The 25,681-nt window shown below is 46.9% G+C and carries 21 protein-coding genes and 3 pseudogenes; 10 read left to right on the forward strand and 14 right to left on the reverse strand.

Features of this window, described 5'->3' with window-relative positions:
- Positions 1-14: 14 nt before the first annotated feature.
- The 5 genes and pseudogenes from ACZ52Z_RS08060 to ACZ52Z_RS08080 all read left to right on the forward strand — a co-directional run.
- Positions 15-1,148, forward strand: a pseudogene (locus ACZ52Z_RS08060) (heavy metal translocating P-type ATPase); the annotation flags it as partial.
- Positions 1,149-1,314: 166 nt separating this feature from the next.
- Entirely contained in the window at positions 1,315-1,500 is a 186-nt protein-coding gene (locus tag ACZ52Z_RS08065) for an SHOCT domain-containing protein (protein ID WP_464270229.1), read from the forward strand.
- Between the two features lie 107 nt (positions 1,501-1,607).
- Positions 1,608-2,144, forward strand: coding sequence for a DUF305 domain-containing protein (locus ACZ52Z_RS08070; protein ID WP_464270230.1), 537 nt, complete (start codon positions 1,608-1,610; stop codon positions 2,142-2,144).
- A gap of 368 nt (positions 2,145-2,512) precedes the next feature.
- On the forward strand, positions 2,513-4,879 hold the full coding sequence (locus ACZ52Z_RS08075) for a multicopper oxidase domain-containing protein (protein ID WP_464270231.1): 2,367 nt from the start codon (positions 2,513-2,515) through the stop codon (positions 4,877-4,879).
- 32 nt (positions 4,880-4,911) lie between these two features.
- Complete coding sequence (locus tag ACZ52Z_RS08080) at positions 4,912-5,172, forward strand: hypothetical protein (protein ID WP_464270232.1); 261 nt, start codon at positions 4,912-4,914, stop codon at positions 5,170-5,172.
- A 669-nt stretch (positions 5,173-5,841) separates the two neighbouring features.
- Here the strand turns inward: ACZ52Z_RS08080 and ACZ52Z_RS08085 are convergent.
- A complete protein-coding gene (locus ACZ52Z_RS08085; RefSeq protein WP_464270233.1) occupies positions 5,842-6,219 on the reverse strand; it encodes a cupin domain-containing protein in 378 nt (125 codons plus the stop codon).
- 178 nt (positions 6,220-6,397) lie between these two features.
- Between ACZ52Z_RS08085 and ACZ52Z_RS08090 the strand changes: the two are divergent.
- Positions 6,398-6,577, forward strand: a pseudogene (locus tag ACZ52Z_RS08090) (hypothetical protein); the annotation flags it as partial.
- Positions 6,578-6,602: 25 nt separating this feature from the next.
- Here the strand turns inward: ACZ52Z_RS08090 and ACZ52Z_RS08095 are convergent.
- Positions 6,603-6,941: a hypothetical protein gene (locus tag ACZ52Z_RS08095; protein WP_464270234.1), complete on the reverse strand. Its 339-nt coding sequence runs from the start codon at positions 6,939-6,941 to the stop codon at positions 6,603-6,605.
- Between the two features lie 151 nt (positions 6,942-7,092).
- Between ACZ52Z_RS08095 and ACZ52Z_RS08100 the strand changes: the two genes are divergently transcribed.
- From ACZ52Z_RS08100 to ACZ52Z_RS08110, 3 genes and pseudogenes are all read left to right on the forward strand, one after another.
- On the forward strand, positions 7,093-8,631 hold the full coding sequence (locus ACZ52Z_RS08100; protein WP_464270235.1) for a Fic family protein: 1,539 nt from the start codon (positions 7,093-7,095) through the stop codon (positions 8,629-8,631).
- A gap of 126 nt (positions 8,632-8,757) precedes the next feature.
- Positions 8,758-8,919: pseudogene (locus ACZ52Z_RS08105) on the forward strand (type II toxin-antitoxin system ParD family antitoxin); the annotation flags it as partial.
- Between the two features lie 352 nt (positions 8,920-9,271).
- Entirely contained in the window at positions 9,272-10,933 is a 1,662-nt protein-coding gene (locus ACZ52Z_RS08110; protein ID WP_464269885.1) for an IS1634 family transposase, read from the forward strand.
- A 434-nt stretch (positions 10,934-11,367) separates the two neighbouring features.
- Here the strand turns inward: ACZ52Z_RS08110 and ACZ52Z_RS08115 are convergent, their stop codons facing one another.
- The 4 genes from ACZ52Z_RS08115 to ACZ52Z_RS08130 all read right to left on the reverse strand — a co-directional run bounded on the left by ACZ52Z_RS08115 (position 11,368) and on the right by ACZ52Z_RS08130 (position 16,126).
- Positions 11,368-13,368 (reverse strand): methyl-accepting chemotaxis protein, encoded by a 2,001-nt coding sequence (locus ACZ52Z_RS08115; protein ID WP_464270236.1) that lies wholly within the window; start codon positions 13,366-13,368, stop codon positions 11,368-11,370.
- 246 nt (positions 13,369-13,614) lie between these two features.
- Complete coding sequence (locus tag ACZ52Z_RS08120; RefSeq protein ID WP_464270237.1) at positions 13,615-14,025, reverse strand: integrase core domain-containing protein; 411 nt, start codon at positions 14,023-14,025, stop codon at positions 13,615-13,617.
- The gene (locus ACZ52Z_RS08125; protein WP_464270238.1) at positions 14,022-14,339 is read right to left on the reverse strand and encodes a DDE-type integrase/transposase/recombinase; all 318 of its coding nucleotides are present in this window, start codon (positions 14,337-14,339) and stop codon (positions 14,022-14,024) included. The genes ACZ52Z_RS08120 and ACZ52Z_RS08125 overlap by 4 nt, the downstream gene beginning before the upstream one ends.
- A 755-nt stretch (positions 14,340-15,094) precedes the next feature.
- A complete protein-coding gene (locus ACZ52Z_RS08130; RefSeq protein WP_464270239.1) occupies positions 15,095-16,126 on the reverse strand; it encodes a sensor histidine kinase in 1,032 nt (343 codons plus the stop codon).
- 590 nt (positions 16,127-16,716) lie between these two features.
- Between ACZ52Z_RS08130 and ACZ52Z_RS08135 the strand changes: the two genes are divergently transcribed.
- The gene (locus tag ACZ52Z_RS08135) at positions 16,717-16,929 is read left to right on the forward strand and encodes a hypothetical protein (RefSeq protein ID WP_464270240.1); all 213 of its coding nucleotides are present in this window, start codon (positions 16,717-16,719) and stop codon (positions 16,927-16,929) included.
- Positions 16,930-17,056: 127 nt separating this feature from the next.
- Here ACZ52Z_RS08135 and ACZ52Z_RS08140 read toward each other — a convergent pair whose 3' ends face one another.
- From ACZ52Z_RS08140 to ACZ52Z_RS08175, 8 genes are all read right to left on the reverse strand, one after another.
- Complete coding sequence (locus tag ACZ52Z_RS08140; RefSeq protein ID WP_464270241.1) at positions 17,057-17,629, reverse strand: DUF2179 domain-containing protein; 573 nt, start codon at positions 17,627-17,629, stop codon at positions 17,057-17,059.
- 68 nt (positions 17,630-17,697) lie between these two features.
- Positions 17,698-18,858 carry a rod shape-determining protein gene (locus tag ACZ52Z_RS08145; protein WP_464270242.1) on the reverse strand — a complete coding sequence of 387 codons (1,161 nt, stop codon included), beginning with the start codon at positions 18,856-18,858 and terminating at the stop codon, positions 17,698-17,700.
- 116 nt (positions 18,859-18,974) lie between these two features.
- The gene (rnk, locus tag ACZ52Z_RS08150) at positions 18,975-19,388 is read right to left on the reverse strand and encodes a nucleoside diphosphate kinase regulator (RefSeq protein WP_464270243.1); all 414 of its coding nucleotides are present in this window, start codon (positions 19,386-19,388) and stop codon (positions 18,975-18,977) included.
- Positions 19,389-19,447: 59 nt separating this feature from the next.
- Positions 19,448-21,421, reverse strand: coding sequence for an NAD(P)(+) transhydrogenase (Re/Si-specific) subunit beta (locus tag ACZ52Z_RS08155; protein WP_464270244.1), 1,974 nt, complete (start codon positions 21,419-21,421; stop codon positions 19,448-19,450).
- 88 nt (positions 21,422-21,509) lie between these two features.
- Positions 21,510-21,806 (reverse strand): NAD(P) transhydrogenase subunit alpha part 2, encoded by a 297-nt coding sequence (locus ACZ52Z_RS08160; RefSeq protein WP_464270245.1) that lies wholly within the window; start codon positions 21,804-21,806, stop codon positions 21,510-21,512.
- A gap of 118 nt (positions 21,807-21,924) precedes the next feature.
- Positions 21,925-23,079, reverse strand: coding sequence for an NAD(P) transhydrogenase subunit alpha (locus ACZ52Z_RS08165; protein ID WP_464270246.1), 1,155 nt, complete (start codon positions 23,077-23,079; stop codon positions 21,925-21,927).
- A 28-nt stretch (positions 23,080-23,107) separates the two neighbouring features.
- The gene (locus ACZ52Z_RS08170) at positions 23,108-23,545 is read right to left on the reverse strand and encodes a hypothetical protein (RefSeq protein WP_464270247.1); all 438 of its coding nucleotides are present in this window, start codon (positions 23,543-23,545) and stop codon (positions 23,108-23,110) included.
- Positions 23,546-23,838: 293 nt separating this feature from the next.
- The gene (locus tag ACZ52Z_RS08175; RefSeq protein WP_464270248.1) at positions 23,839-25,665 is read right to left on the reverse strand and encodes a sigma-54 interaction domain-containing protein; all 1,827 of its coding nucleotides are present in this window, start codon (positions 25,663-25,665) and stop codon (positions 23,839-23,841) included.
- Positions 25,666-25,681: the final 16 nt, after the last annotated feature.

Raw genomic sequence — 25,681 nt, forward strand, 5'->3', positions numbered from 1 at the left:
ACCGTTTTTTTTATGGCCCGAAACCGCAACTGGCTTACGCGCTCATTGTTTCAGTATCAGTACTTATCATAGCCTGTCCCTGCGCACTTGGACTTGCCACACCGATGTCGATCATGGTTGCGACAGGTAAAGGCGCAAGCTTGGGAGTTCTTTTCAAAAATGCTGAAGCAATTGAAACATTATGTAAAGTTGACACGCTTGTTGTCGACAAGACCGGTACGCTTACCAGGGGACGACCTGAATTGACTAATGTAACAACGATAGGAAATATGGCCGAAGAGACATTGCTTTTCCATGCTGCAAGCCTGGAAAGGTTCAGCGAGCATCCCTTGGCTGAAGCGATTGTCCGCAATGCAAAAAAGCGTGATATAGCCCTAACCGACACGAGCGGATTTGAATCATATACGGGGAAAGGCGTTTCCGGTACTGTTGACGGTATCACCGTATTACTTGGCAATCTTAAACTGATGGAAGATTTTGAAATTGATACCTCTTCCTGTCATGATGAGGCCGATGATCTACGAGGTGAAGGCCGAACTGTTATGTACGTTGCTGTTGATAATAAGCTGGTTGGTATACTGGCAGTGTCAGATCCGATAAAAGAAACAACGCCGGAGGCAATTGCAAAACTACACAGCGAAGGGTTAAAAATTATCATGCTAACCGGTGATAACCGTTCTACAGCCAAAGCAGTCGCTGCCAATCTCAATATTGATGACGTGATGCCAGAAGTCCTGCCAGAGCAAAAAGCAGAAAAAATAAAAGAATTTCAGAGCTATGGCAGTGTCGTTGCCATGGCCGGGGACGGCATCAATGATGCGCCTGCCCTGGCTCAGGCTGATGTTGGCATAGCAATGGGTACCGGAACTGACGTGGCTATGGAATCAGCCGGAGTCACACTGGTGAAAGGAGATCTCAATGGAATTGTTCGTGCAAAAATCCTTTCCAATGCGACTATGACCAATATTAAACAGAACTTGTTTTTTGCATTCATCTATAACGGGCTGGGAATACCTGTCGCCGCAGGCATTTTGTATCCTTTTTGGGGCATCTTGCTTTCTCCAATCATAGCGGCAGCCGCCATGAGCCTGTCATCTGTTTCTGTTATCGGTAATGCTCTGAGACTGCACCATAAAGAAATCGACTAATATAATCCACGGTGTTGACATGAACAATAACATGAAAAGAAAGTACCTCCTTTTTCTCCTTTTGACAGTTCCTCTGGTGGTCTTGTCAGGTTGCTCCCACCAGAGAATGGGCCAGTCTTTCCAGGGATGGAATCACATGATGGGGGGAGGCTTTGGAGGGATGTTCATGTGGCTTATCTACCTTCTCATAGGAGGAGCAATTATCTATTTTATTTTTTCGCGGAGAAATGATGTGCATAAAAAAGATAATTCCGCACCGCAGAATTATCTCGATATTCTTAAAAAGCGATATGCCAGTGGAGAAATAGATAAAGAAGAATTTGACCGGCTCAAAAACGAGCTCGAAGATTAAGCAGTGTATCGTTTTGGGTAAAGATATCGAGTTCGTTACGATTGTTGTCAATTGACAAAGATTATGTTCATACAACAGTGGATTAATGCCATAGAGAGGAAAACCATATGCAGGGAAAAGACAAAGGCAGCATTAAAGAATATTTGAGATTCTTCGCAATGATTGGAACATCAATGGTGGTGATGTTCTTTCTGATGTATTTGCATTCTTACCAGATCATCAGTCATGCCTGGTTCAGCGAAACGCGATTATTTATGACCTTCATAATGGGTGGTGCAATGATGATTGTCATGCTGTCGTTTATGCTCGGTATGTATAAAAACAGCAGAGTCAACATGGTCATTTTTACTGGAGCCGCCATACTGCTATTCACTTCTGTATGGCTTGTCCGAAGTCAGGTGACTGTAACAGGAGTTGATTACATGGAAGGTATGATACCGCATCACTCAATTGCTATTCTTACAAGTGAGCGAGCCAAAATTTCAGATCCACGTGTACGTGAACTCGCAGATAAAATTATTGCTGCACAGCGAAGAGAAATCAAAGAAATGGAGTGGCTGATTGAAGATATCAAAACTAACGGTATAGCAGCGGACCGGCTAGAAGCCACAGCAAGGCCTGTGCCGCAATTTTCAGGCATGTGAGATTAAGAACCAAGATATCTGTCCTATACATGGTTAACACACCAAAATCACCAGAAACAGTTTATGCTAATTACGAACAGAAAAAGATCTTCTGACGGCGGATGGTCTAAGGCTTAATAAGCCAGCCGCCATACTTATTCGTGAGATTAATCTTGTCCTTTTCTCATTCTAAACGAACAATAGGTACGAACTTTGAAGTCGCCCAAATCGCGTTCTTGAAATTGAACTCGATCCTGTTGTTACTGCGGTCAGGAGGTTAGCCAGGCTTACCGTTTTGCGACATAGTTAATTTGCCTAAATTGTCTGTTGTTTTTTCGACCTCCTGCAAGGCCTTTAGGAGGTCTTTGCAATGAATGGAGTATCTTACCATGGCTGAACATATCAAGTTGCCTTTCGGCTTCATTTTTTTGATTTTATTATTTTCTTCGACTGGATACGGCATGGTCCGAGAATACCGCTTGGTTATCGATCAACAGGAGATCCGGATCGGCGACAAACATGCTTCCGGCATGACCATCAACGGTTCGATACCTGGTCCGACGCTCTATTTTGAAGAAGGTGATCTGGCACGTATCCATGTCGAAAACAGGATGGATGTATCGACCTCAGTACATTGGCATGGCCTTTTGGTACCACCCACCATGGATGGCGTTCCTTATGTTACCCAGGTGCCAATACAGCCTGGGACCACATTTATTTACGAGTTCCCTATCAGACAGACCGGAACTTACTGGTATCACTCCCATTCAGAGCTACAGGAGCAGAGTGGCCTGTACGGCTCCATCGTAATTGCCGATAACCAGCACCAGGTTGACCGCGATCTGATCCTGTTGCTATCGGATTGGACAACCGAAGAACCTGCTTCAGTACTGCGTACGCTTAAACGCGGCAGCCATTGGTATGCTCTGGAAAAAGGTTCTTCCCAGTCAATTTTCGGCGCCGCGACTGTCAATCATCTGGGTGACTATTTTATGCGGGAATTGCAACGGATGCCAGCCATGGATATTGCCGACATAGCCTATGACTATTTCCTTTCAAACGGTTCTCCTGAAACACGACTTGAAGCAAAACCGGGTGAACGTATCCGCTTGCGTGTGATAAATGGCTCTGCCACTACTTATTTTCATCTCAACTTTGGAGGGGGGCCAATGACCATTGTCAGCGCTGATGGGCAGCTGGTTGAGCCGGTGAAAAGCGACCTTTTCCTTATCGGTGTGGCTGAAACCTATGATTTGCTCCTAGACCTGCCATCTGCTGGAAGCTATGAGTTCCGGGCAACTGCTCATGATGGTTCGGGTTATACTTCTACCTGGCTTGGTTCCGGAGCCAAACACCCGGCCAAAATGATCCCAAAGCCGAACCTCTACCAGCCGATAAACCATGGTGAAATGACCTCCATTTTTGCCTTAACTCCTGCAGGGACAATGGGTATGCCTGATACGGCAGTGGACAAGGGGATGTTTGACCAACCCGGCATGTTCCATAACATGAAAGACACAATGTCCGGCCATTCGATGCACTCCTCAACTCATAACGGGAATCGACCTAATATCAAAAATGAGAATCAACGCTCCATGCCTATGAATTCTCACTCCATCGCGGATAACAAAGCAGGCAATGGAATGGATATTTCGGCAGAAAATCATCAGCCGCAATCTATGCCAACTATCCAGGAACATTCGGGTTCAGCCCGGCCATATGGTTCCAGTTTTGGCCTCTTGGTACCTGATATTGCCTCGCGTCTGTATCTTGCCAGTGAAGGTGGACCAAAGCGACCACAAACCCCATACAAAATGCTCAGTTCTGCTGCTCCCTCAAGTCTACCGGAAGATGCCCCTGTTCGGGAAATAAGACTGACTCTTGATGGCGATATGGATCGCTATACCTGGTTTATCAACAACAAACCAATCTCAGAGAGCGACTCTATTGTCATCCGAGAAGGTGAGATCACCCGCTTCATCATGATCAACCGGACTATGATGCACCATCCGATGCATCTTCATGGTCATTTTTTCAGGGTACTCAATGGTCGGGGTAGCAAAGCTCCGCTCAAACATACCGTAGACGTGGCACCCATGAACACCACGGTTATAGAGTTTTATGGAAATGAAGTTGGCGACTGGTTCTTTCACTGTCATCTGCTCTATCACATGAAATCAGGTATGTCACGTGTGATACATTACAAACAATACAATGCATCGCCAGAGATGGCAGCAGTCAGACATTTTATCTATAAAGATCCTTTCTACTTTTACGGCATGGCAGATATACTTTATTCCATGACCGAAGGCGAATTAACTCTTGCCAATTCACGCTGGGATTTTTCGGCTGCCTGGGAGGTAGGCTGGCAAGGTGTGGAAAAGACAGAATGGGAAGGTTTACTTAGCGCTAGTTACTATATCAATCGATTTACTTCTTTTTTTGCAGGAATGAACATTAGGGGTGAGGATTCTGAGTCTGAAGAAACACGTGGAGTATTTGGCTTTAACTATCTTTTACCCTTGAACTTCGAATTTGGAGCTTGGCTCGACACCGATGGGGGTGGACGTTTCATGTTAGAGAAAGAATTTGAACTGACGCCACGGCTTGGCCTGCACGGGGAAGCAAGATATGACACCCACGAACTATGGGAGGGCAAGATTCAGCTCGAATATATGATCAATAAGGATTTCTCGGGGATAGCTAACTGGCATTCAGAGTATGGAGTCGGGATAGGGGTTCAGGTTCGTTTTTAGACTGATAATTTTTAAAATAAGGGGCGATTTTTATGAAATATGTTGGTGTGTTTACTATCACGCTGTTATCTGTTCTGGGAGTAATTCTCGGAAATGCCAGAGCACATCAGTGGAAAGCACCGAAGAAAGCTGCAGAGCTGCGCAACCCTTTGACCGCTAATGAGCTTACTATTGCTACCGGAAGAACCTTGTACCGGCAGCACTGTAACTATTGTCATGGTGACGATATGCAGGGTATGACGGTCGAGTCGACTGGTCTCAGCAAGCCAACGCCGGATCTGATGAAAACTTGAAGATGCACAGTGAGGGAGGATTTTTCTGGAAAATACGTGAAGGTAGAGGTGATATGCCAGCCTTTAAAGAAGTACTTACGGATAAGGAAATATGGTCGATTATCACTGCCATAAAACAAGCTACAAAAGAGAAATGATTGCAATACTATTTGGCTATTAACAAAGCGGAGTTTGTGTTGTTTTTATTTGTGGCAAACTTTACGTATAATTTCTATCCAGAAAGATTGGTCACCCTTAAATTCTGCCCAAAACTACGAAATATTGGATTTAAGATTGTCCATGAGCATCTCAATGCGGTGCAGATACGCATAGGTTTGATGCGCCTACTATGTTTTCTACAGGGATTCATTTTTACCGCATTGACAGAGGCTAGAAATGGCAAGATCAACCACCCCTGCAATACTGCAGCTTACAGGCTTATCATCGCCAGGTCAAAGGGGGAAGGTTAGCAGTCCCGCTTTTCCCTTCAACTTGCGGTGTTCCCTGAAGGTATTGCGGAGAAATTAGTGGTGATTTAAGCGATCAGGAAACAAATCAAATAGATCTACCGGTTGGGTAACTTAGACCTATGACCTGGCAACGCTAACTATTAGCGTAACCGGCGGAAGCAGCAGGCTGGCGATCCTTGTTGGCGCATGCATTTTGCCCAGTAATTGCCTTAGCGGACAATTAAGGTGGAGTTTCATCAATATCTTCGTAATCACTTGTGGTGAACGGTGGCGTACAGAGTGCCAAGAACACCAAATCCTCCTGACCTGTGTTCGTAATTCGCTGCCGACACATCGGAGGAATAATTACGACATCACCTGGTTTCACATCTTCAGCCGACAACGTGCCAATCTCTACACGGCCAAAACCACTGAGAATATAGTAACGTTCGCCTGATTTTTTAAGACGATGCCATCGAGTTGTTACTCCTGGCTCGACGCGTGCTCTGGCAATTGACAAACTTTCATCATCAGCGGAATTGGATAACTCCACTATGAAGCATTTTTCAGGTGTGTAAAACTCGCCTGAAAGGTCCTGTTTTCTGATCGATTGCTTCATGGCTATTTCCTTTTATCTATCTCACCTTATACAGGGAGCGACCCTGTTTTTTCATGAAATAATTATTTCATGAAATATTTATTTTCCTCAACAGTTCGTTTATTCAAAACAATTATTTAGAATCAGGAGGTTACCACCTTACGAATGCCGATCGCGATACTCATAAAACATCACTTACCGGCTACTGCATCACAGTCATGTGCTCACCATCCGAGGCGACAGTTACCGATTAAGAGAAAAGCGGCGTTCAGGTCTGATGCGCTCAGAGGCCCAGTCTAAAGAAAAAAGAGCAACCCAATATCGACACAGGGGGGCAATTCTTCGTGTCGCTAGGGGGTCAATTTCTGATGTCGTTTGACACCCTCACCACCTGCTCCTGCAGCTCATTGAGGGTGTTCAGGTCTAATTGTGAGGCGGTGAGGCGCAATCAAAAGATCCGCCACGGTGGCCCCGGTAACCAGCTCCCGTGAATTCCGCCCTGCTACATCAACCACCACCATGTCAAATTTGTCATTCAAAATGCCCAGGTCCGAGGAAATGTTATTCTCCTTGGACACGACGAGTAATTCCGGCTGGTGCTGCTCTTCAATTCGGTACTGGTGCCACTTGGATGCACTGCGCTGACGGTCTGCATCAACCAAAACCACGTCCATTCCCCTCACTGTTATGGCATTAAAATAACCGAGGGAGCTGCTGTCTCGACGTTTTTTTTGGGTAATCATTAGAAGAAAACTGAACAGGAGGCTGTAGTATTATGGCCTGTTATTCAGATTTGTTTTTCACGAAAGATCTAGTTTTGAAGCGATTTTTCATGACAAAGAAACTTTTTTCGTGCCATAATAAACTCAACAATGGAAAAAGAAATTCATAACAATGACCATATATAACCAAAATTCACATACCGGAACCATTTTTCGTGGTTTTTCAATCCCAGAAAAAGGATCCTTCCTGGCAGGGTACGCTGAGCTCATTGCAGCGTATGGGCTAAAAGTACCTTTGCCTGATACCCTTTGTATCATAGGGACCAAGCATAAAAAATACGTAGATGGACGCTGGAATGTGTTTACGCCACGTCATAGGCCAGAAGATACGCTTTATGGGCACCTCACATTTGCTCTAAAATATGAAGCGATTGATTTAGGACTCCTTAACGCCTTGTTCCAGGTGGTAAGAGCGACAGACATTGAATCCATGGTTCGATCAGAGCCAACCGGGATGTATAGCCGGAAAATCTGGTTTTTATGGGAGTGGTTACGTGAAGAACTGCTCGATCTTGAAGACGCGGCAAAATGTAACTTCGTCTCCTTGGTTAATAGCAAGCTGCAGTTTGAAGGCATACACACCCTTTCCAAACGTCACCGGATCCGGAATAACCTGCCAGGAACTAAGAATTTCTGCCCTCTCATCAGAAAAACAAAAAAGCTTGAACAATTTCTGGGTAAAAAGCTCTCAGAGGCAGCTGTCAACAACATTGGCCAGACGCATCCCGACCTTTTGAGCCGCGCAGCATCTTTCCTTCTCCTGAAAGACTCCAAAGCCTCATACACAATCGAAGGGGAGAGCCCACCACATAACCGCATCGAAAGGTGGGGTAGAATTATCGGTGAGGCAGGAGGCCGCCCTTTAAGTGTCGAAGAGTTTGAGTACCTACAAAAGCAGGTTATTGCGGATAGCCGTTTCATTAAACCGGGACTGCGTACGGAAGGCGGTTTTGTCGGTGGACATGACCGGGTATCAGGCATGCCCATGCCGGATCACATTTCCGCACGTCCGGACGATCTGGAAACGCTCATGTCAGGCCTGCTTGATACTTACGGGCTTCTTCAGGAGAATGACTTTGACGCGGTCCTCATGGCCACGATCATCGCATTTGGCTTTGTGTTCATTCATCCTTTTGAAGATGGCAACGGCCGGATTCACCGCTACCTGTTTCACCACATCCTGATTGAGAGTGGTTTTGTTCCCCAAGGGCTCATATTTCCGGTGTCAGCCGTTATCCTGGAACGTATCGATGAATACCGGAAAACCCTGGAGCACTACTCAAAGCCCAGGCTTGGTTTAATTGAGTGGCGTCCAACAGAGAAAAATAACGTGGAAGTGCTCAATGAGACAATTGACCTGTACCGTTTTTTTGATGCGACCAAGCAGGCTGAATTTTTCTTTGAATGCATTGAGGAAACAGTGTCACAAACTTTGCCTGAGGAGGTTGAATATTTACGAAAATATGACCTGATCAACGAGTTTATAAAGAACTATATCGATATGCCAGACAACTTGGTTGACCTGCTGATCCGCTTTTTGTCCCAGAATAACGGTAAGCTCTCAAAGCGTGGTCGAACCAAAAAGTTTGATAAACTGACAGATAAAGAAATACAGGCTATTGAGATAAAATACGCAGAAATCTTTAGGTAATTGATGCATCAGACATTTCTGCACCGCCATGAGCTAGAAATTTTGGCTCATTTTTCGAGTAAAAACAATATTATTTCGCTTTTCTCTGAACGTGAGGAACCTGTCAAAATGTAAGTTGAAAGCGGATTATACAACTCTGCCAGCGAGGTCGCCCAAGAGGCCCTGAGGCTTCTCAAATCTCGTGAGGATCTCACTGAAAGCCGAATTAACGCTCAAAAATTAGACATCCAAAAAGGAAATACCTCTTTGGATGACGGGATGGGAATGGAGATTCACCGAGCTGTTTGAAAGATTTGAGATTAGCGTGCTAGCTAGTCTGCAAATTTCTGCTGTGCAGTACGAGGTTTTCGACCTCGTAGGGGCCGGTAAAACCCTGGAAACGTTGGGGTCAATTCTGTTATCTTTTGCATGGTGCAAGACTAACAATTTTTTACCATATTTTCAGGACTATATTAGGTAAATTAGGTAAACTTTAGTTTGAGAACTGTAGGCACGTTTTACTGCAGTCGAAAAATAAAATCACCAAATATCAGCACGTTGCACTTTCAAGTCTCCTGATTTTGGTCAAAACCTGTAGGCACACGTTTGAGTAGTTTGTTATTGACAGGTTGGGGATACGCATTTAGCATGATAGGCAATCATGTATTTGCGAACTACTCAACGAAAGAACAAAGACGGCTCGGTAACAAAATACTACCAGCTGGCCCATAACGAACGGCATCCGGTCACCGGTAAGGTGACTGCTAAAATTATCCACAGCTTCGGGCGGGCAGACCAGTTGGACCGTGAAGCCTTGGTGCGGTTATGCCGATCCGTTGCCAGAGTCTGCGGCGTCGAGGTTATTGATCCTCTGGACGGTGAAGTGCGCAAAGGCGGCTTACCGGAAGATGTCAAGATCCTCCGGACCGTCGATTTCGGTACAGTTAAAATCATCGAGGAACTGTGGGAGCAATACGGTATCGGCAAAATATTCAGGGAGGTTGCCAAAAAGAAGCAGGTTCCCTATGAAAAAGCCCTGCTTGCCATGGTTGCCAATCGACTGTGTACTCCGGAATCAAAACTTGGTGTTTGGGACAGGTGGCTTGAAACTGTATATCTGCCAGGGTGTGACAGCTTGCAACTGCATCACATGTATGAGGCCATGGACTTGCTCCATAGCCATTCGGATAAGGTAGAGCGGGAGATCTTTTACAATGTGGCCAACCTGCTGAACCTGACGGTGGATCTCATCTTCTATGATACCACTACAGCATCTTTTGCCATTGATTATGAGGATGAGGAAGGCCCGCGGCAGTATGGTCATACGAAAGAAGGGACATGGGCGCCTCAGGTCGTTGTCGCCCTGGCTGTTACTCGAGAGGGTATCCCTGTGAGAAGTTGGGTATTCCCCGGCAATACTGCTGACGTCAGTACTGTCGAGACCATAAAAAGCGATCTTCGAGGGTGGAATCTTGGCAGGGCGCTGTTCGTTGCTGATTCCGGGATGAACTCCGAAGGGAATCGAAAGGAACTGGCTAAGGCCTGCGGCACATATCTGCTTGCCACCAGGATGGCCAGTGTCAAGGAGGTTAAGGAAACAGTTCTTTCGCAGCCAGGTCGTTACAGGGAATTCTCTGAAAATCTTCATGCCAAAGAGGTGAACCTCGCCAACGGCAAGCGATATATCGTCTGTTATAATCCGTCGGAGGCCAGACGGCAGGCCACCCACCGAGAAAAAATTGTTGCCATGCTTGAATGGGAACTCAAGCAGCACAAAGACAAGAGTGCAACCAGGAAATGGGCTATAGCCCTGTTGGGTTCTCGAAGGTACAAAAGATACCTGACCATAACTGAGAAGGGCACCGTCCGGATCGACCGTAAAGCCATAAAGGCTGCGGCAAAGTATGATGGCAAGTGGGTACTGGAAACCAACGACATCCACCTGAGCCTTGAGGATGCGGCCTATGGTTACCGTGGCCTGATGGTCATTGAGCGGTGCTTCCGCTCACTTAAGCGTACGCAGATCAAAATGATGCCAATGTACCATTGGGCTGAAAGGCGAATAGAAGCCCATGTAAAAATATGTGTGTTGGCACTATTCGTAGAGCGGATAGCGGAGCTGAAATGCAAAAAACCCTGGTCACAGATTAGACGGGTTGCGTCTAAAATACAGGCAACGGAGTTCGCCACACCAGATCACAGTTTTTACCAATTAAATGAGCTACCCAAGGGGGCGAAGTCCATGCTGAACTGCCTTTCAATTGACCGACTTCACGAGGTTTTTGGTATAAAAACTGTTAAAAACGGTACTGCAATAACGTAGGCACACGCGAAAAACAGCGTCCTTTGCCAAGGCCCGCGGGAGCAGGCTTAGCGCCGAGGTGTTGATTTTGAATTTTAAACCCCAGGTAAAAAAAATGGCTTAAACTCGTGCCATTCTGGTCTGTCCCTTAATATTCACTTGGTTTTCAACCTTACTGCGATAATAGGTATCCACCATTGCTCAACGGGGGAAGAAAGAGGCAGGCTAAGAAAGAGGACAGAAAAAAAAGCCTGGAATGTATGACGGTCTTATAAGCGATATACACCCAGGCTTTATTCATAACGAGTGGGGTTACTCGTTATATTTGGTCGGAACGAGAGGATTTGAACCTCGCGCTCCGCGTTTAGTTAACTGAAATTAAATAACTTTTTTCATAATGAGATACCAGTGTGATACACATTGGCATCACGGAAGATGAGTTTATGCCCTACCCTTTATTTCAGTTTAAATTGATTTACAATCGCAGCCAATTTCTCCGCCAATGCGAGTAATTCATTGGCCTGACTATTTACCTTGTCACTATCCTGATTAATAACCCCAGCCACCTGACTCACCTCATTTATCTCTTGAGATATCTCCTGGGACACAGCAGAACTTTGTGCCACATTTTCATTTACCTCGGCGATTCCTTGCGCAGCTTGTGAGACATTGGTGGCGATCTCCGCTGTCGAGGCTGATTGTTCCTCCACCGCTGTCGCAATGGTACTCACTATATCATCTATATCATTTATGATATTACTAATATCATTCATCTCTCCAATAGTAAGATTTGTAGAATTTTGAATTGCCTCAATTTTATCACGGATTTCGAGAGTTGACTCTGAGGTTTGTTTGGCCAAATCTTTGATTTCATTTGCAACAACTGCAAAACCTTTCCCAGCTTCACCGGCTCTTGCAGCTTCAATCGTTGCATTAAGTGCGAGCAGGTTGGTTTGCTCTGAAATTTCCGTAATAGCCTCAGTGACTTTACTGATCTCAGTGGCTGCTAATCCCAATTCATCCATTCGACTGGAAGCCACTTTTGATTTTTTCACAGCTTGTTCAGTTACTTGCCTTGCCCTAGAAGCGTTTCCAGCAATTTCATTCACCGTAGAGCTCATTTCTTCGGCAGCTGAGGCTACCATGTTTACATTGGTAGCGGCCTGTTCTGAAGCAGCAGCCACGTTATTCATATTTGCACTCATCTGCTCGGCAGCAGCAGCTACTGTAGTAGAACGATTTGCTGCGTTCTCAGAACCAGTAGTCATGGTTTTCGACAAGCCCGATAATTCTACAGCTGAACCATTCAGATTTTTAATATTATCACCAATTTCGCTAATTACTCCATGGAGTTTCTCAACAAACGTATTAAACCAAGTAGAGAGTTCACCGACCTCATCTTTTGTTTTAACCTCCAATCGCATGGTGAGATCGCCCTCACCTTCAGCAATGTCCTTGAGACCAAAAACTGCTTGATTCAAAGGACGCACTATAGATCCTGAAACAATGAGTAGAAAAATAATTACTAAGACCGTTGAAATCAAAGCCGTTAAAATAATGCTATTTCTAATTGAAATCGCTGAACGCAAAAATTCATCTTTATCTTGTGTTAGAGCAACACTCCATCCTTTTAATGAAACTGGCGCATATCCGGCTATTTTGGGTACTCCTTTGAACACATAACCTTGAGAACCATTTTGGCCAGCAATCATAGCCTGAGTAATTTCAGACATATCCTTTAAAGTTTTTAGATCAAGCTTCATTTCAAGTTCTTTATTAGGATGAGCAATGACGATTCCATCCTGATCAGCCATGAACGCATAGCCAGTAGTCCCCATTTTCACTTCTGAAACCAATGTAGTTAATGGTTCTGCTTTTAGAGAAAGACCGAATATACCCAAAAACTCATTCTTTCTTGAGTAAATTGGAGAACTAACCACATAAATCCTATCACCGGTTACTTTAGAAACTACAACGTCACCAGCGACCGCTTTCCCGGAATTTTTTGCTTGTTTAAAATATTCCATATCAGCAAGATTGACGCCTTTATACTCCTGGCCATTCGTCAATTCACCAGTATACATATGCCCTGTACTATCGGTAACAAAAATGCCGAGATAATTTTTATCCAACAACTTGAACTTTTCTTTCATTTGCTGCCGTAATTCAGCAATTTCGGACAAGGCTCCTTCAACCCCAAGCTCTTTTACCTTTTCCCCCACTATCCTGACATTCATGTCAGTGGCATGAGCAGCTGCGGTTTTGGTTTGTGCATCCAGTGTCTTATCTATGATGGCCGCGATTTTTTCGGCCTGAGATGAAGCACTATCCCTTGAGATAGACACCAATCCGTTCGAGGCTTTTTTTACAGATACCATCCCCACTATCACAAGCGGGAGAATGACCGCAATGCAGCCACCTAATATCAACCTAAAGCCTATTGCCCTTACATTCATCTAACTCCCCCTCTCAAAAAAATTGAATCACACCAAACCCTTCCAAACATAAAACACATTTCTATGTTAGGATTCGGTTAAGTCAAAAGTCAAAAAAAAGATTCTCTAACAAGGGAAAAAAGTAAAAAATACGGAAACGATAATTCACCAAATCCTAGCATATACAAACAAAGAATATTGTTTTGCTTCAGATGGAAATGGAGAATCCGCCAAGTTGAGTTAGTGAGTTCTTTCTTTCAAGAGTTCTTACCTACCCTTTACCGCGAGGGTAGCCCCGCCAAGGCCCGATATCCGAGAATGGGCCTCGACTAAATGCTCGCCGGAGGATATCGGGCCTTGGCGGGGCGGATTATTTCCCTGAAACATACCTACTCTTTTTTCCTTTCTCGCCTGTCTGGCCATTTCAAGCTTCAGATCCCGTTTTTTAAATATTTCGTCTGCTGGCTCCTTCAATTTATCGATTGGTGCTATGTAACCAATGGCACTGTTAAGCCGAACATGATTGTAATGGTGGATATAATCGCAAACAACTCTTCTCGCATCATTGAGGCTCAGTAACACTCCAGGCCTAATGCATTCTCTTTTCAGGGTGCCGCGCCATCGTTCAAGCTTTCCGTTGCTTTGAGGGTAATACAGAGAAGGCCGGACAGGGGTCATCCCGGCAATCCGGAATACTCTTTGAAATCTTTGGCAACAAATTGCGGCCCATTATCCGATATGATTCTCGGCTTCTTATCCAGAAATTGTTCCCGTGCCCGTTTCAGCACAATTTCAATATCCTGCTTCGTCATGGATTTACGCAGTTCCCAGTGGACGATATAGCGGCTACACCCATCAAGAATGGAACACAGGTAGTAAAAGGTCCCGCATATATTGATGCAGGAGACATCGATATGCCAGTGCTCATGGATACCCAAAGGTTGGCGGAATCCATTCCCCTTTTTCGATTTTTTATTATTCCACTTCTGCAACAGCCCCTCAGCACTCGCTTAATACCCGATAGGTAGAGCTTAGGCTGACGGCAACAATATCATTGTCCAGCATCATAAAGGTGAGCCGTCGATAACCTTCATCTGGAAATTTATGATGGTACGCAATTATTGCCTGCTTTTCCCAGGCATCAAGCCAGAAATCACGAGGAACAAGACCGTTGTGCTCATTGGCCTTGCCGTAATGGTCTTTCCAGTTGTGTAGTACTTGCTCGATTGAATTTGCAGCCAGTTAATAAATGTCTTCACGGGGAGACCTGTGGCCTCTGACCAATACCTCACAAAATCGATAATGCTGTCCCGGATATCGTGAGGAACCCAGGTGCCTCTCAGATCTCCCCAAGATCTTTTTTTCGCTTTACGTGTTCCTCCATCAATTCAGAGAGCACTTCGTTCTTGCGCTGGAGTTTGTCTTCCAGGGCTTGAAGCTGAGCTTATTCCTGCTTCTGCTTTCTCGTCTTCGAGCGATCAAAAGCTGCTACACCGTGCTCGAAAAATTCCTTTTTCCACCGATAAAAAACCGGTGGGGTTGAGATTATATTCACATCATGGGGCACTCGCGAGAAAACTTGCTACCTTAACATTCAAAAACTTCAAGGTGGGCAGTTGATCCTTCTGCAATTATGACCGAAACCCAAAAAATTGTAATCTGCTCTATTCCGGTTCCTATCGTTGGATAAGGCACTATAATATCTATTGCAGGATGTTATAATGCTTTAATTTTACCATCAAATACATTAATTAAAGATGCTTTCCTTTAGCGTGATTCTGAAAATAGTACCGCCACTGGCATTATCCATAATCTGCAGTGACCAACCGTGGGCCATGACTATTTTATGCACTATTGGCAACCCAAGACCAGTACCATCCTTTTTAGTGGTGAAGAAGGGGGCAAATAGCTTTTGCCTCTGTGTAAACAGAATGCCGTTGCCATTGTCAGTCACATCAAGAATAGCATTTCCAAAAGATGTAAGGGAAAGTGTTACTGTTACGGTATCTCCCTCTGTAGAAGCCTCAATAGCATTAAGCACCAAGTTCACTATCACCTGCTCAAACCGTAAACTATCATAGTGGATGTCAACCACTTCGGCCGCAGGATCGGACTTGTACTTAATAGATACATTGTGCCTCCGAGCTACTTCCTTTATTCTAAGAAGAGAGTTCTGGATAGTTGTGCTAAAATTTTTTCGAATCAGATTTAGAGTCAAAGGTTTGGAAAAGTTGAGCATATCTCCAGTCATTTTTTCCATTTTATCTGCCTCTTTTATGATAAGCTCCAGTTTCAGGCGATCCGGATTTTTGTGATTATTTTGTTTTAAAAGTTGCCTAGCAAGACCGCCGATAAGCACAACGGGTGTTCTCATGTCATGAGCAGCTGCGGCTAGAGACCTGCCCATTACAGCCAGGCTTTCTGTTTGCAACACCTCCTCTCGGGCTTTTGCCTGATGGTTTTTCAGGGTACCTACGAGTATAGCCAGGCTGTTGTATAGCAAAAGGGACAGAATGCTATCTAGATCATTTTTGGAAAAATCCTGCCAGTTCAAGAGCATAAAGGGCAGATAACATACGGTAATAGTCGTAGAGACAAGCAGCGCCCCACGCAAACCGAACCAGAAAGCAGCCAGTACAATTGGCAACAAATAGAGTTCACCATAGAATACCTGAAAATGATTATGACTCTGATTGGTGCTGTAATGCAGCAATGTGATTCCTGCTATGAGCAGAGCCAACAACGTGATTTTTTGTATCGCTTTGGGAATGTTTTTCATTATAGTGTCCCTCTGCATCAAGAATGTCTCGGTCATCCGGCGTCACATTGACGAGTAATGTCACTGTCGCCAGTTGTGAGCAGAGCGGCATACAAATCGCCGCGTTCTCAACCGTTTCGATAGAAGCCGCTGGCGGGCAGCCCTGATGCAACATGAAAACCGGACTCGATTAAATTCTGAAAGTCTTGCCCTCTTTTCGTAAGGAGCCATTAAGAACGAAAATAGAAAAAACCGTTTTTCCGTGCGTTGCTGCTCAGACGTCTCTTAGCACCGGCGTCCTGAAGCCAAGGGGCTAAATAGTCAGAACAAGAAAATTGGTCGAGCATAGCCTCATCAGTATTGTCGATAATCATGCCCATGGCCTCTGTACGGAGGAATGTTCCCGAGATCATAAGGTCTGCGTCAACGTTGGTTGCAAGTGATGCTATTGTTTCTTGACCTACCCTTGAAGACGGTGAAAGCAGGTGGCGAGCCCAGCATAGGTATTTTACCGATCGCTTGACTTAATTCTTCCGTCAGCATGGCAAGAGCTCTTTTGTGCTGTGCGTAAGCCAATTCAGCATGACCGGGCAGTGAAAATTACGTAGCAAATGCAAGTCATTGTTGCTGAACAGCATGTGCGACTAGGCTGGCTTCTCAGCGGGCTTGATGACCAGATCGTGTCCATTTTTTATTACTGCGCGAATCAATTCAATAACTGCTTTGCCTATCCGCACATCCACACGCATGCTTGGGCATTTTTCATAGGACCGCAGCATGCTTTTCAGAGTGTTGCGGTGGTCAGCCGCGACAAAATCCTGTAGTTCTCTGGAGACTGGTTCACCCGGAAGGCCTCGATCGGGAACTACGTCTACGACTGTTAAAACCGCCTGGTTCTTTTTTGCCTCTTCGTTAAACAATTCACTGATTATGATAATTTTGCATGATGCACTATTTATTTTTTTGCCGGGATCGCCAGCCTCCACGTGGTACAAAGGTCGGCCTGAGTATTCTATTCATATTCCTTGCCGGTTCGATAACGTAAAAGATCTTTTCGTCAAACTCGATGATCATGGGCAACAACCATTTGAGGTGTCGTCGCCCACACGCGATATACAGTTCCAGAACCGGACCGTTCATACCTTCTCCCTGAAATACAGTCACCGGCTGTCCCGTGTTGCGAATTTTATCCGCGAGTACCTGTCCATTGGTGGCAGCAAAGACTTTGAGGATGATCTTGCCGAAGGCCAATTTGTTTTCGACCAGGATTCCTGTAACATTTCCACATGCAAAACCCAGGGAGTAAAACATAACCAGAATCGGTGACTGATCGATCTGTTTGATTATGGTGCTGATAGCGGTTATCCAAATGGTTACCTCAATTACGGCAAGAAAAAAGGCGACGATGGCTCGCCCTTGAACCGTAACAATAGTACGGATGGTGCCTAAAGAAACATCGACGACACGGGCAGAGAAAATAAAAAACCCGGTCAGCATAATGTGTGGATCAAAGAGAGAAAGCATAATTTGGGCCTCAGGCAGTCGTTAGAAAATATTAAAGTTTGTTTAAAAAAAATGTCATGCACCTCTCTTTATTGCAGAGCAGTCAACTTTGACGATGTAAACTTTTCCCACCTATGTTCCTTACCAATCCAGTAGTTTAATGATTGTCGTGCACCATTTATCACTGCATGCAATGGATCAACTGCAACTGTAACTTTGATGTTGGTTTTCGATGCTATCAGATTATCCATTCCTGCAATACATGCTCCACCACCTGTCAAAGTAATTCCTGATTCGAGTAGTTCGCAATATACGTTTTTCGGAATTTTTTTTAGAAATTCGACAACAATAAAAATAAATTTTATTAATATAGGTTCGATTGCATTGATCACATCTTTTATATTTACACAACAATTGACTCTTTTTCCGTTGACAGCATCAATGCCGTGAATATCAAATATTCCAACATAGGATTCTTGTTTATTGAATATAGATGAGGTGACATGGGTCAATTTTTCAAGAGAAGTATCTTCCAGTTGCACCCTGTGTCTTGAAAGGATTGCGGAACGAACCAATCTCTGAATATCACTGCACGCTATGTGCACTGTTGTATTATAAATAATGAGTCCTTCCCGAAACACCGCTATTTCTGTTACTCCAGCACCAATATCTACAAGCATTTGCGCATGGGGAAGAGCTGGATTCATTCCAGCTCCGATAGCAGCAGCTAGTGTTTCTGGGATTATTGCCACATGCGATGTTCCGGCATTCATAAGTGCTTTACGAAGGAGTTCGCGCTCTTTCTCTGTTGTACCTATTGGAGCGGTGGCCAAAGCCATTGGCGAAAAAAGATATTTTCTATTCTTGCTCACTAATCTTTTCAGCAAGATGGTTGCATTTTTTAAATCGACAATTACGCCACGACGAAGTGGTTTTGTAGTAATTTTATTATTGATATACTGAAAATAGTCATTTGATACAGGAGCTGTTTTTCCTGACACCTTCTTCATTGAGGAAGGACTATTTATAGTCTCACCATTGAGTGAACTATAAATACGAGTATTCGCGGTACCAACGTCTACTGCAATATTTGGCCGCAACATAAAGGGTAATAAATTGTTTAGCATAGCTTTCACTGCTGATCTATTTTTAATAATATGTCCCACTACCGCCCCAAAAATTAAACATCGATACTTTGTAAATGCTGCGTGCAGGCTGTTTATGGCTTCCCTAGCATCACACATCTTCATGTGTCGAACCTGATTGGATATTAGTGGTTAGCTTCACTCGCACCAATTTTTCTTATGGATAAGACCTGGAATAATGCCAGAGAAGATATTTCATGCTGTCAATATGTTCCTGCACTTTACCTGTCATATTCTCCCGAGCGTTCCGGCTGATAAACGATCTTTTCGATGGTGACCTCAAGAATACCACCACCCGGTCGAGGCCATTCGATGGACTCTCCCTCGGTAAGTCCGAGGAGAGCTCCGCCGACCGGAGCGAGAATTGAGATCGTCCTGCCGCTCTTGTCTATGTATTCCGGGTATACGAGGGTGAGACAGAGCACATCCTTGGAGGAGGATGTGCGGAAACTAATGGTCGAGTTCATAGTTACGACGTTTGGGGGTATGTCTTTGGCGTCTACTATTACAGCTCGTCCCAGCTCCTCTTCCAATTCGGTGATGTTCGGAGAAGGGTCACCGGAGTGATTGCTCAGGATGTCCTCGAGGCGATTAGCGTCTTGTTGTGAGACAATAATTCTTGGTCTTTTTTTCATTATAAATATCCTCTTTAATTTTTTATGAGATGACGGACACCGTCGTTATACTCTCGTTTTCAGGTAGCCCGTGAACCGCTTTGGGCGGTTTTGCTCTGCAGCGCTCTAAGCAGAGTGGTGGTCGTCTCTTTGGCGTCCCCAAGGATCATGATGCATTTAGGGTTGTCGTACAAAGGATTCGGGACCCCTGAATAGCCTGGTTTACGATCGAAGTTGCATACGATTATCTGCTTGGCCTCCTGGGCGAGAAGTATCGGCATACCTGAAATGGGCGTGTCCACACTCTCAATGGCGGCCGGGTTTACCACATCGCAGGCTCCGATGACCACTGCCACATCTGTTTCGGCAAAGCAGGGGTTGACCTCCTCTAACTCCAGCAGGTTTTTATAGTCGACGTCAGCTTCAGCCAGCAGGACGTTCATGTGACCGGGCATCCGGCCGGCCACCGGGTGAATGGCATATTTGACACTGGCACCCCGCTGTTCCAGAAAGGAAACCATCTCTACAAGCTTGAACTGAGCCTTGGCCAGAGCCATACCGTAGCCGGGAATAATGACCACGGTTTCTGCTTCGAAAAGAGCCTTGGTGGCACCTGATATGCCATCGACTTCCGCTCCGTCGTCGGCTTTGGTCTCCAAAGCAGGTGCGGCCGTCAAAGAATGGAACAGCTCTTCGACCGTCTTTTTGGCATCCCCTAAGAGGAGCACACAGTTGCCCTGCTCGTATAGCGCGTTTTCGACTCCTGAGTAGCCCGGTTTATGATCGAAGTTGCAGCAAATGACCCGCCTGGCCTCATGCGCCTTGAGAATAGGCATACCTGAGATGGGCGTACCCTCGACCTGGATGGCCGCCGGATTGACCACGTCGCAGGCCCCAACCACCAGGACCAAATCGGTCGAGTGGAATTCCGGATTGATAGTTTCCATCTCAATCAGCATGTCATAGTCGACACCGGCCTCGGCCAGCAGCACGTTCATGTGGCCTGGCATCCGGCCAGCCACGGGGTGAGTGGCATACTTGACGTCCTTCCCCCTGGCTACCAACTCGTTCGCCAAGGCCACCACCTCCGTCTGCGCTTTTGCCAGCGCCATACCATAGCCGGGAACAATGATAATTCTTTTAGCGGTCCGCAGGGCTTCGGTCGCTTCGGTAAGGCCCTTTGCGTCAAATGGTGGCGGTTGCACCGAGGAAAGGGAGGCAGCCCCTGGATCCCTTGTTGCTGTCTTCTGTACCTGGTAGTCGGGAAGGATCACCTTGAGGAGTTTACGGTTCATCGCTTTGCACATGACATAGGTGAGAATCGAGCCTGAGGCCGCAACGGTTGCGCCGAAAGCAATCAGCAGCTGACTTTCGATGATCATGCCACAGAGGGAGGCGGCCAAGCCAGCTGTGGTGTTGAGTGATGAAATAACTACAGGCATGTCTGCGCCGCCGATACGTATGGTCAGGAGGATGCCGAAGCAGGTGCCCAGCAGAATCTCGAGAAGAAAGAGAATGAAAGCGCCTCCTGCCGGCACCATCAGCGCCAGGACACCGACGACAACCAAAGCGCTCAGGTTGATGAGTACAAAGCGGTTATGATTTGCGAGAACTTGGGGGGTCTGCCGCATTTTACCTGCCAGTTTGGCGCTGGCGATCATGCTCCCACTGAAGGTGAGTGAACCGATGGCAAGACCGAGTACACCAGAGATCTCGCTCGTTAGGCTCAGGTCATGGCCGCTCCGATTTAGCTCCACAAGGGCGACGAGAAAGGCGGCCACGCCACCGCAGCCGTGCTGGAAGGCCACCATGGCCGGGACCTGGATCATATTGACCGCACGTGCCAGTGCGTACCCGGCTGCCGCCCCCACCAAAAGGGAAATGGCGACGGTACCGACATCAAGGATGCCGTTGCGATACAGCACCAGAATGAAAGCCAGGAAAAGAGAGAAGGCCGCAGTCCAGTTGCCGCGCTTGGCCCATTGAGGAGCACGGAACTGCCAGATACCGGAGATTAGAATGGCAATTACGGTGAAGTCGATTAACAGTCTCATTTACGTCGGTTTCCTTGTTGGAGTGTCGGGCTATATTCTTTTGGTGTCTTGGCCATAGTTGCAGAAAGGCCTCTAATCTCTTCTGCAACTATGACAAAGAGCCTCTTGTTTTATCTTTGAACATCTTCAGCATCTTGTCCGTAACAACAAAGCCGCCCACCACGTTGAACGTTGCAGTGACTATAGCAATGGAGCCAAGCACCTTTTCAAGAGGTGTCGTCGGCAGGGAAAAAAGGATGAGCGCCGCCAGAATGGTGATGGCGGAGATCGCATTAGTCATGGACATTAGGGGGGTGTGCAGTAACGGTGGCACTCTTGAAATCAGCAGGTAGCCGATGGCAAAGGAACCAAAAAAAACAACGACCATCAGGATCAGGTTACACACGGTACTTACTCCGGTTAGATGGGATATTGGTTGAGGGCGGAAGTGGTGAAAACAACCGTCCGGGAAATCCAAGAACGGTTGCTTGCTAGCTCAGCTTTTGTCTGCAGAGTGCGGGAGGCTACTTCATCGCCTTCAGGGCGCCCTCATGAATGATCTTGCCTGCATGGGTTACCAGAGAATTCTTCACAATCTCGTCCTCGAAGTCGATCTTGTTCCCTTCTTTTTTGAACAGGTTTTCCACATAGAAGTAGAGGTTGTTGGCATAAAGCCAGCTGGCGTGGACCGCCATCCTGCCGGGGATGTTCTGGATACCGCAAACCTGCACACCGTGCTTCTCTGTCCACCGGCCCGGTTCGGTCACGGCGCAATTACCGCCTTGATCGATAGACACATCGATGATAACCGAACCAGGCTTCATGGAGGTTATCATCTCGCCGGTGATTAGCACCGGGGCCACCTCACCCGGTACAAGGGCACTGAGTATGATGATGTCAGTGGCTGGCAGGTGCGAGGTGATGAGGTCGCGTTCTTTGGCGAGCCATTCTTCGTCCAGAGATTTGGCATAGCCGCCGTTGCTGGCGGCCAGCTCCTGCGGAATATCGAAATCAATAACCTTGCCACCCAGGCTATCCGCCTCGACTGCGGCATTTTTACGAATGTCAAGGGTCCGGACAACACCGCCGAGCCGCTTGGCGGTGGCTATCGCCTGCAGGCCGACGACTCCGGTGCCGATAACCAGGCAGTTGGCGGGCTTGATCGTGCCTATGGCAGTGCCGATCATTGGAATAAACTTGGGCATCTGGTTGGCGGCCATTAAGACAGACTTGTATCCAGTAACCGCACTCATCGAGGACAAGGCATCCATCCTTTGCGCGCGGGAAATTCTCGGAATACCGTCCATGGTCAGGGCGGTGATGTTCTTCGCCCGCAGGTTTCTCACCATCTGGTGGTTATCCGGTGCGGCGGGATGGAGGAAGGTTATCAGGATGCTATCCGTGCCCAGCATTGCCACTTCGTGCTTCTTCTTGGCCTCGTTGAAGACCGGTTGCTTGACCTTGAGGACTATGTCGGCCTCGGCTAACATCTGTTCCACGTCGACTGCGATGGTTGCTCCAGCTTTTCTGTAGTCGTTGTCGGAGAAAAAAACGCCCGCACCTGCTCCCGCCTCGACGACCACGCTGAATCCCATGGCTACGTACTTCTTGACAGTCTCAGGGGTGGCAGCCACTCGTTTTTCTTCTGGAAGGATTTCTTTTGGTATTGCAATCAACATAATTAGTCTCGTTTGGTAGAGTTTTTGCTCATTGTTCAGAAAGGTAGAAGCGCTCTCGTGCCTCTGAGGAAAGCTGACGAAGGGCATCTGTGAAAATCGGTGGCTGCGGGGTGGCTAGCTGTTTTTCGAGGGTTCCGATTATTGCGTCACTGATGATGGCATCGAATGGGTGACCTCTTCTTTTCAACAGTTGTATAATCGATTGGCAGGCAAGGATGCGTACTTCGAAGTAGAGGTTTTTATCGGCAATTATGTGCAGCACTTGCTCTATCAAGGCATTGCTCGGTTGTTCTATAGCGCTGATGCGATGAAGCGTTTCCTCCCGGAGACGCCAGTTGCCTTGGTAACGAAGAATGCGGATCAGCTCGGACTGATGATCGCCCAGTTTGCCTTCATGGGTCAATTGACGGAGTTGGTCCAGAACTGGTCCCCAGTCTTGCAGGTTTCCAAATGATTCGGGTTGCATTGTTATCTCCCTAGTTGGATAGATGAGTTGTTTAGCTGGGCTGGTCTGTATCCATGGCGCTAGCCTTGGCTACGTTTCCTTGAGCCTCTTTTCATCGCAAAGGAGATGCCAGGTGAAAAAAATACAGTTAATTATTTAGTATAACAGAACAAATAGGGAAAACTCAGTTTGGCGGGGTCCACTATAGCAGGGCGAATGCGCCCTGCTATAGTGTAGTTTTTCAGCTTAATTAATTGAATTTGTATTGTTTTTTTGCAAAGGGCGATATCGCCCAATGTGGGCGATTGTGGCGCTCACGGTCGAGCGATTTTTCGGAAAAGAGCTCTGCGAGAAATACCCAGCAAGGTAGCGGCTCGGGTTCGGTTACCGTTCGTCTGCGCTAGTGCCCGGGCGATCAGGGTCTTCTCTAGCTGCTGCACGGCTTGAGGTAGATCGAGATCTGCCGCCGCAGTACTCTCGAGCGCTGTGGCCGACTGTGACGTCGCCCCGTCCGGGGCGAGGAATTCTAGTTGTCCCAGTGTTAGATAGCGCTGCAGAACGTTGCGCAGTTCACGCACATTGCCTGGCCACTCGTATTCCAGGAGGATGTCCATAATGTGGCCGGGAATCTTGGTCGTAGCCGGGGCCGGTTTCATCATCTTGACAAAATGGTCCACCAGCAGGGGGATATCCTCCTGCCGCTTTCTCAGGGGTGGAAGACGAATCTGGATAACCTGGAGACGGTAGAAAAAATCGCTGCGCACCTGTCCCATCTTTACTTTTTCACCCAGAGCGACATTGGACGCAGAGATGACACGGAAGTTGCTCGTGACTGTTTGGGTGCCGCCCACCGGTCGGTAGCCGCTTCCCTCAATGGCTCGCAGGAGCTTGGCCTGCATGTTAACGGTGAGTTCGCTTACCTCGTCAAGGAAGAGGGTGCCCCCATCCGCAAGGTCGAGATAACCTGCGGCGTTGGCATAAGCACTCGAAAAAGCCCCCTTGCGATGGCCAAAAAATTCACGTTCAAAAAGTGATTCCTGGATGGCGCCGCAGTTAACTGCGACGAAAGCAGCGTGCTTTCTCGGACTGTGCTCGTGAATCGCCTGGGCAACCAGCTCTTTGCCGGAACCGGACTCGCCGAGAATGGCGACGCTGGCTTCCGAAGCGGCCGCTTTCAAAATCAGTTCGTAGACCTCTTGCATGACCGCCGAGCGGCCAAGGATATTGCCGAAGCGGTAACGCTCTTTCAACGATGAGCGCAGAGTCTTGTTTTCATCGTGTAATCGTTCCGCTAGGCGCTCGGCCGCCTCCTGCTGCTTTTTAATTTCGGTGACGTCGTTGAAAGTCGAGAGCAGGGCGGTTTGTCCCTGGAAACTGATCGGGCTGTGACAAACCTGGATCCAGAAGGTACCGTTCGGGCGTGCAAAGCGGTGTACGTGCCAGGAACGCTCGCTGATGCCAGCATCGAGGCAGGCCTGGTACATGCAGAGGACCTCATCCGCATTGCCGACGGTGACGCCGCGCATGAGCTCACCTTGGATCTTTACCGGATCGTCGATGTTGAACATACTGCAGAAGGCCGGGTTCACATAATAGAAACGGGAATTCTGGACGAGAGCGACGCCGTCGGTAACCTGCTCGGTGAGGGTGCGGTATCGTTCTTCGCTCTCCTTGAGGGCCTTTTCCGTACGTTTCAGGTCCAGTACCCTGCTCAAACGCTCACTGATGGAGCGCAGAAGATCTGCCTCCTCCTTTAGAAAAGCGGTTTTGTCGTCTCCGGCCACCGGTTGGCTGTAAAAAACTTCCAATGCGCCGATCTGTTCACCAGCTAAGCGAATCGGGGTATGTTGGCACCACTCGGTTCGTTGAAAATTCTTTGATACGAAGGTCTCGTTCTCTATTCGGATCAGGGCGCAGGCCAGTTTCGGAAACTGCAGAGCGGCAGGGATCAGCTCGACCGCACGCTCAAACACCCAGTTCAGAGAGACTTCCTGATTTTCGAGCAGATTGGAGATACCGTAGAGGCAGTTCAATTCTTTGATGCGCTCGGCTAAGGGATTCTGCTGGGCATATCGAGGTCGAGTAGCATGCAAAGAGCAGTCATTATCGGAGGTGCGAGTTTGATCGCTTTTGGCCTTCATGGGAATCTTTATTAAT

It is taken from the genome of Desulfogranum aggregans (genome assembly GCF_055398265.1).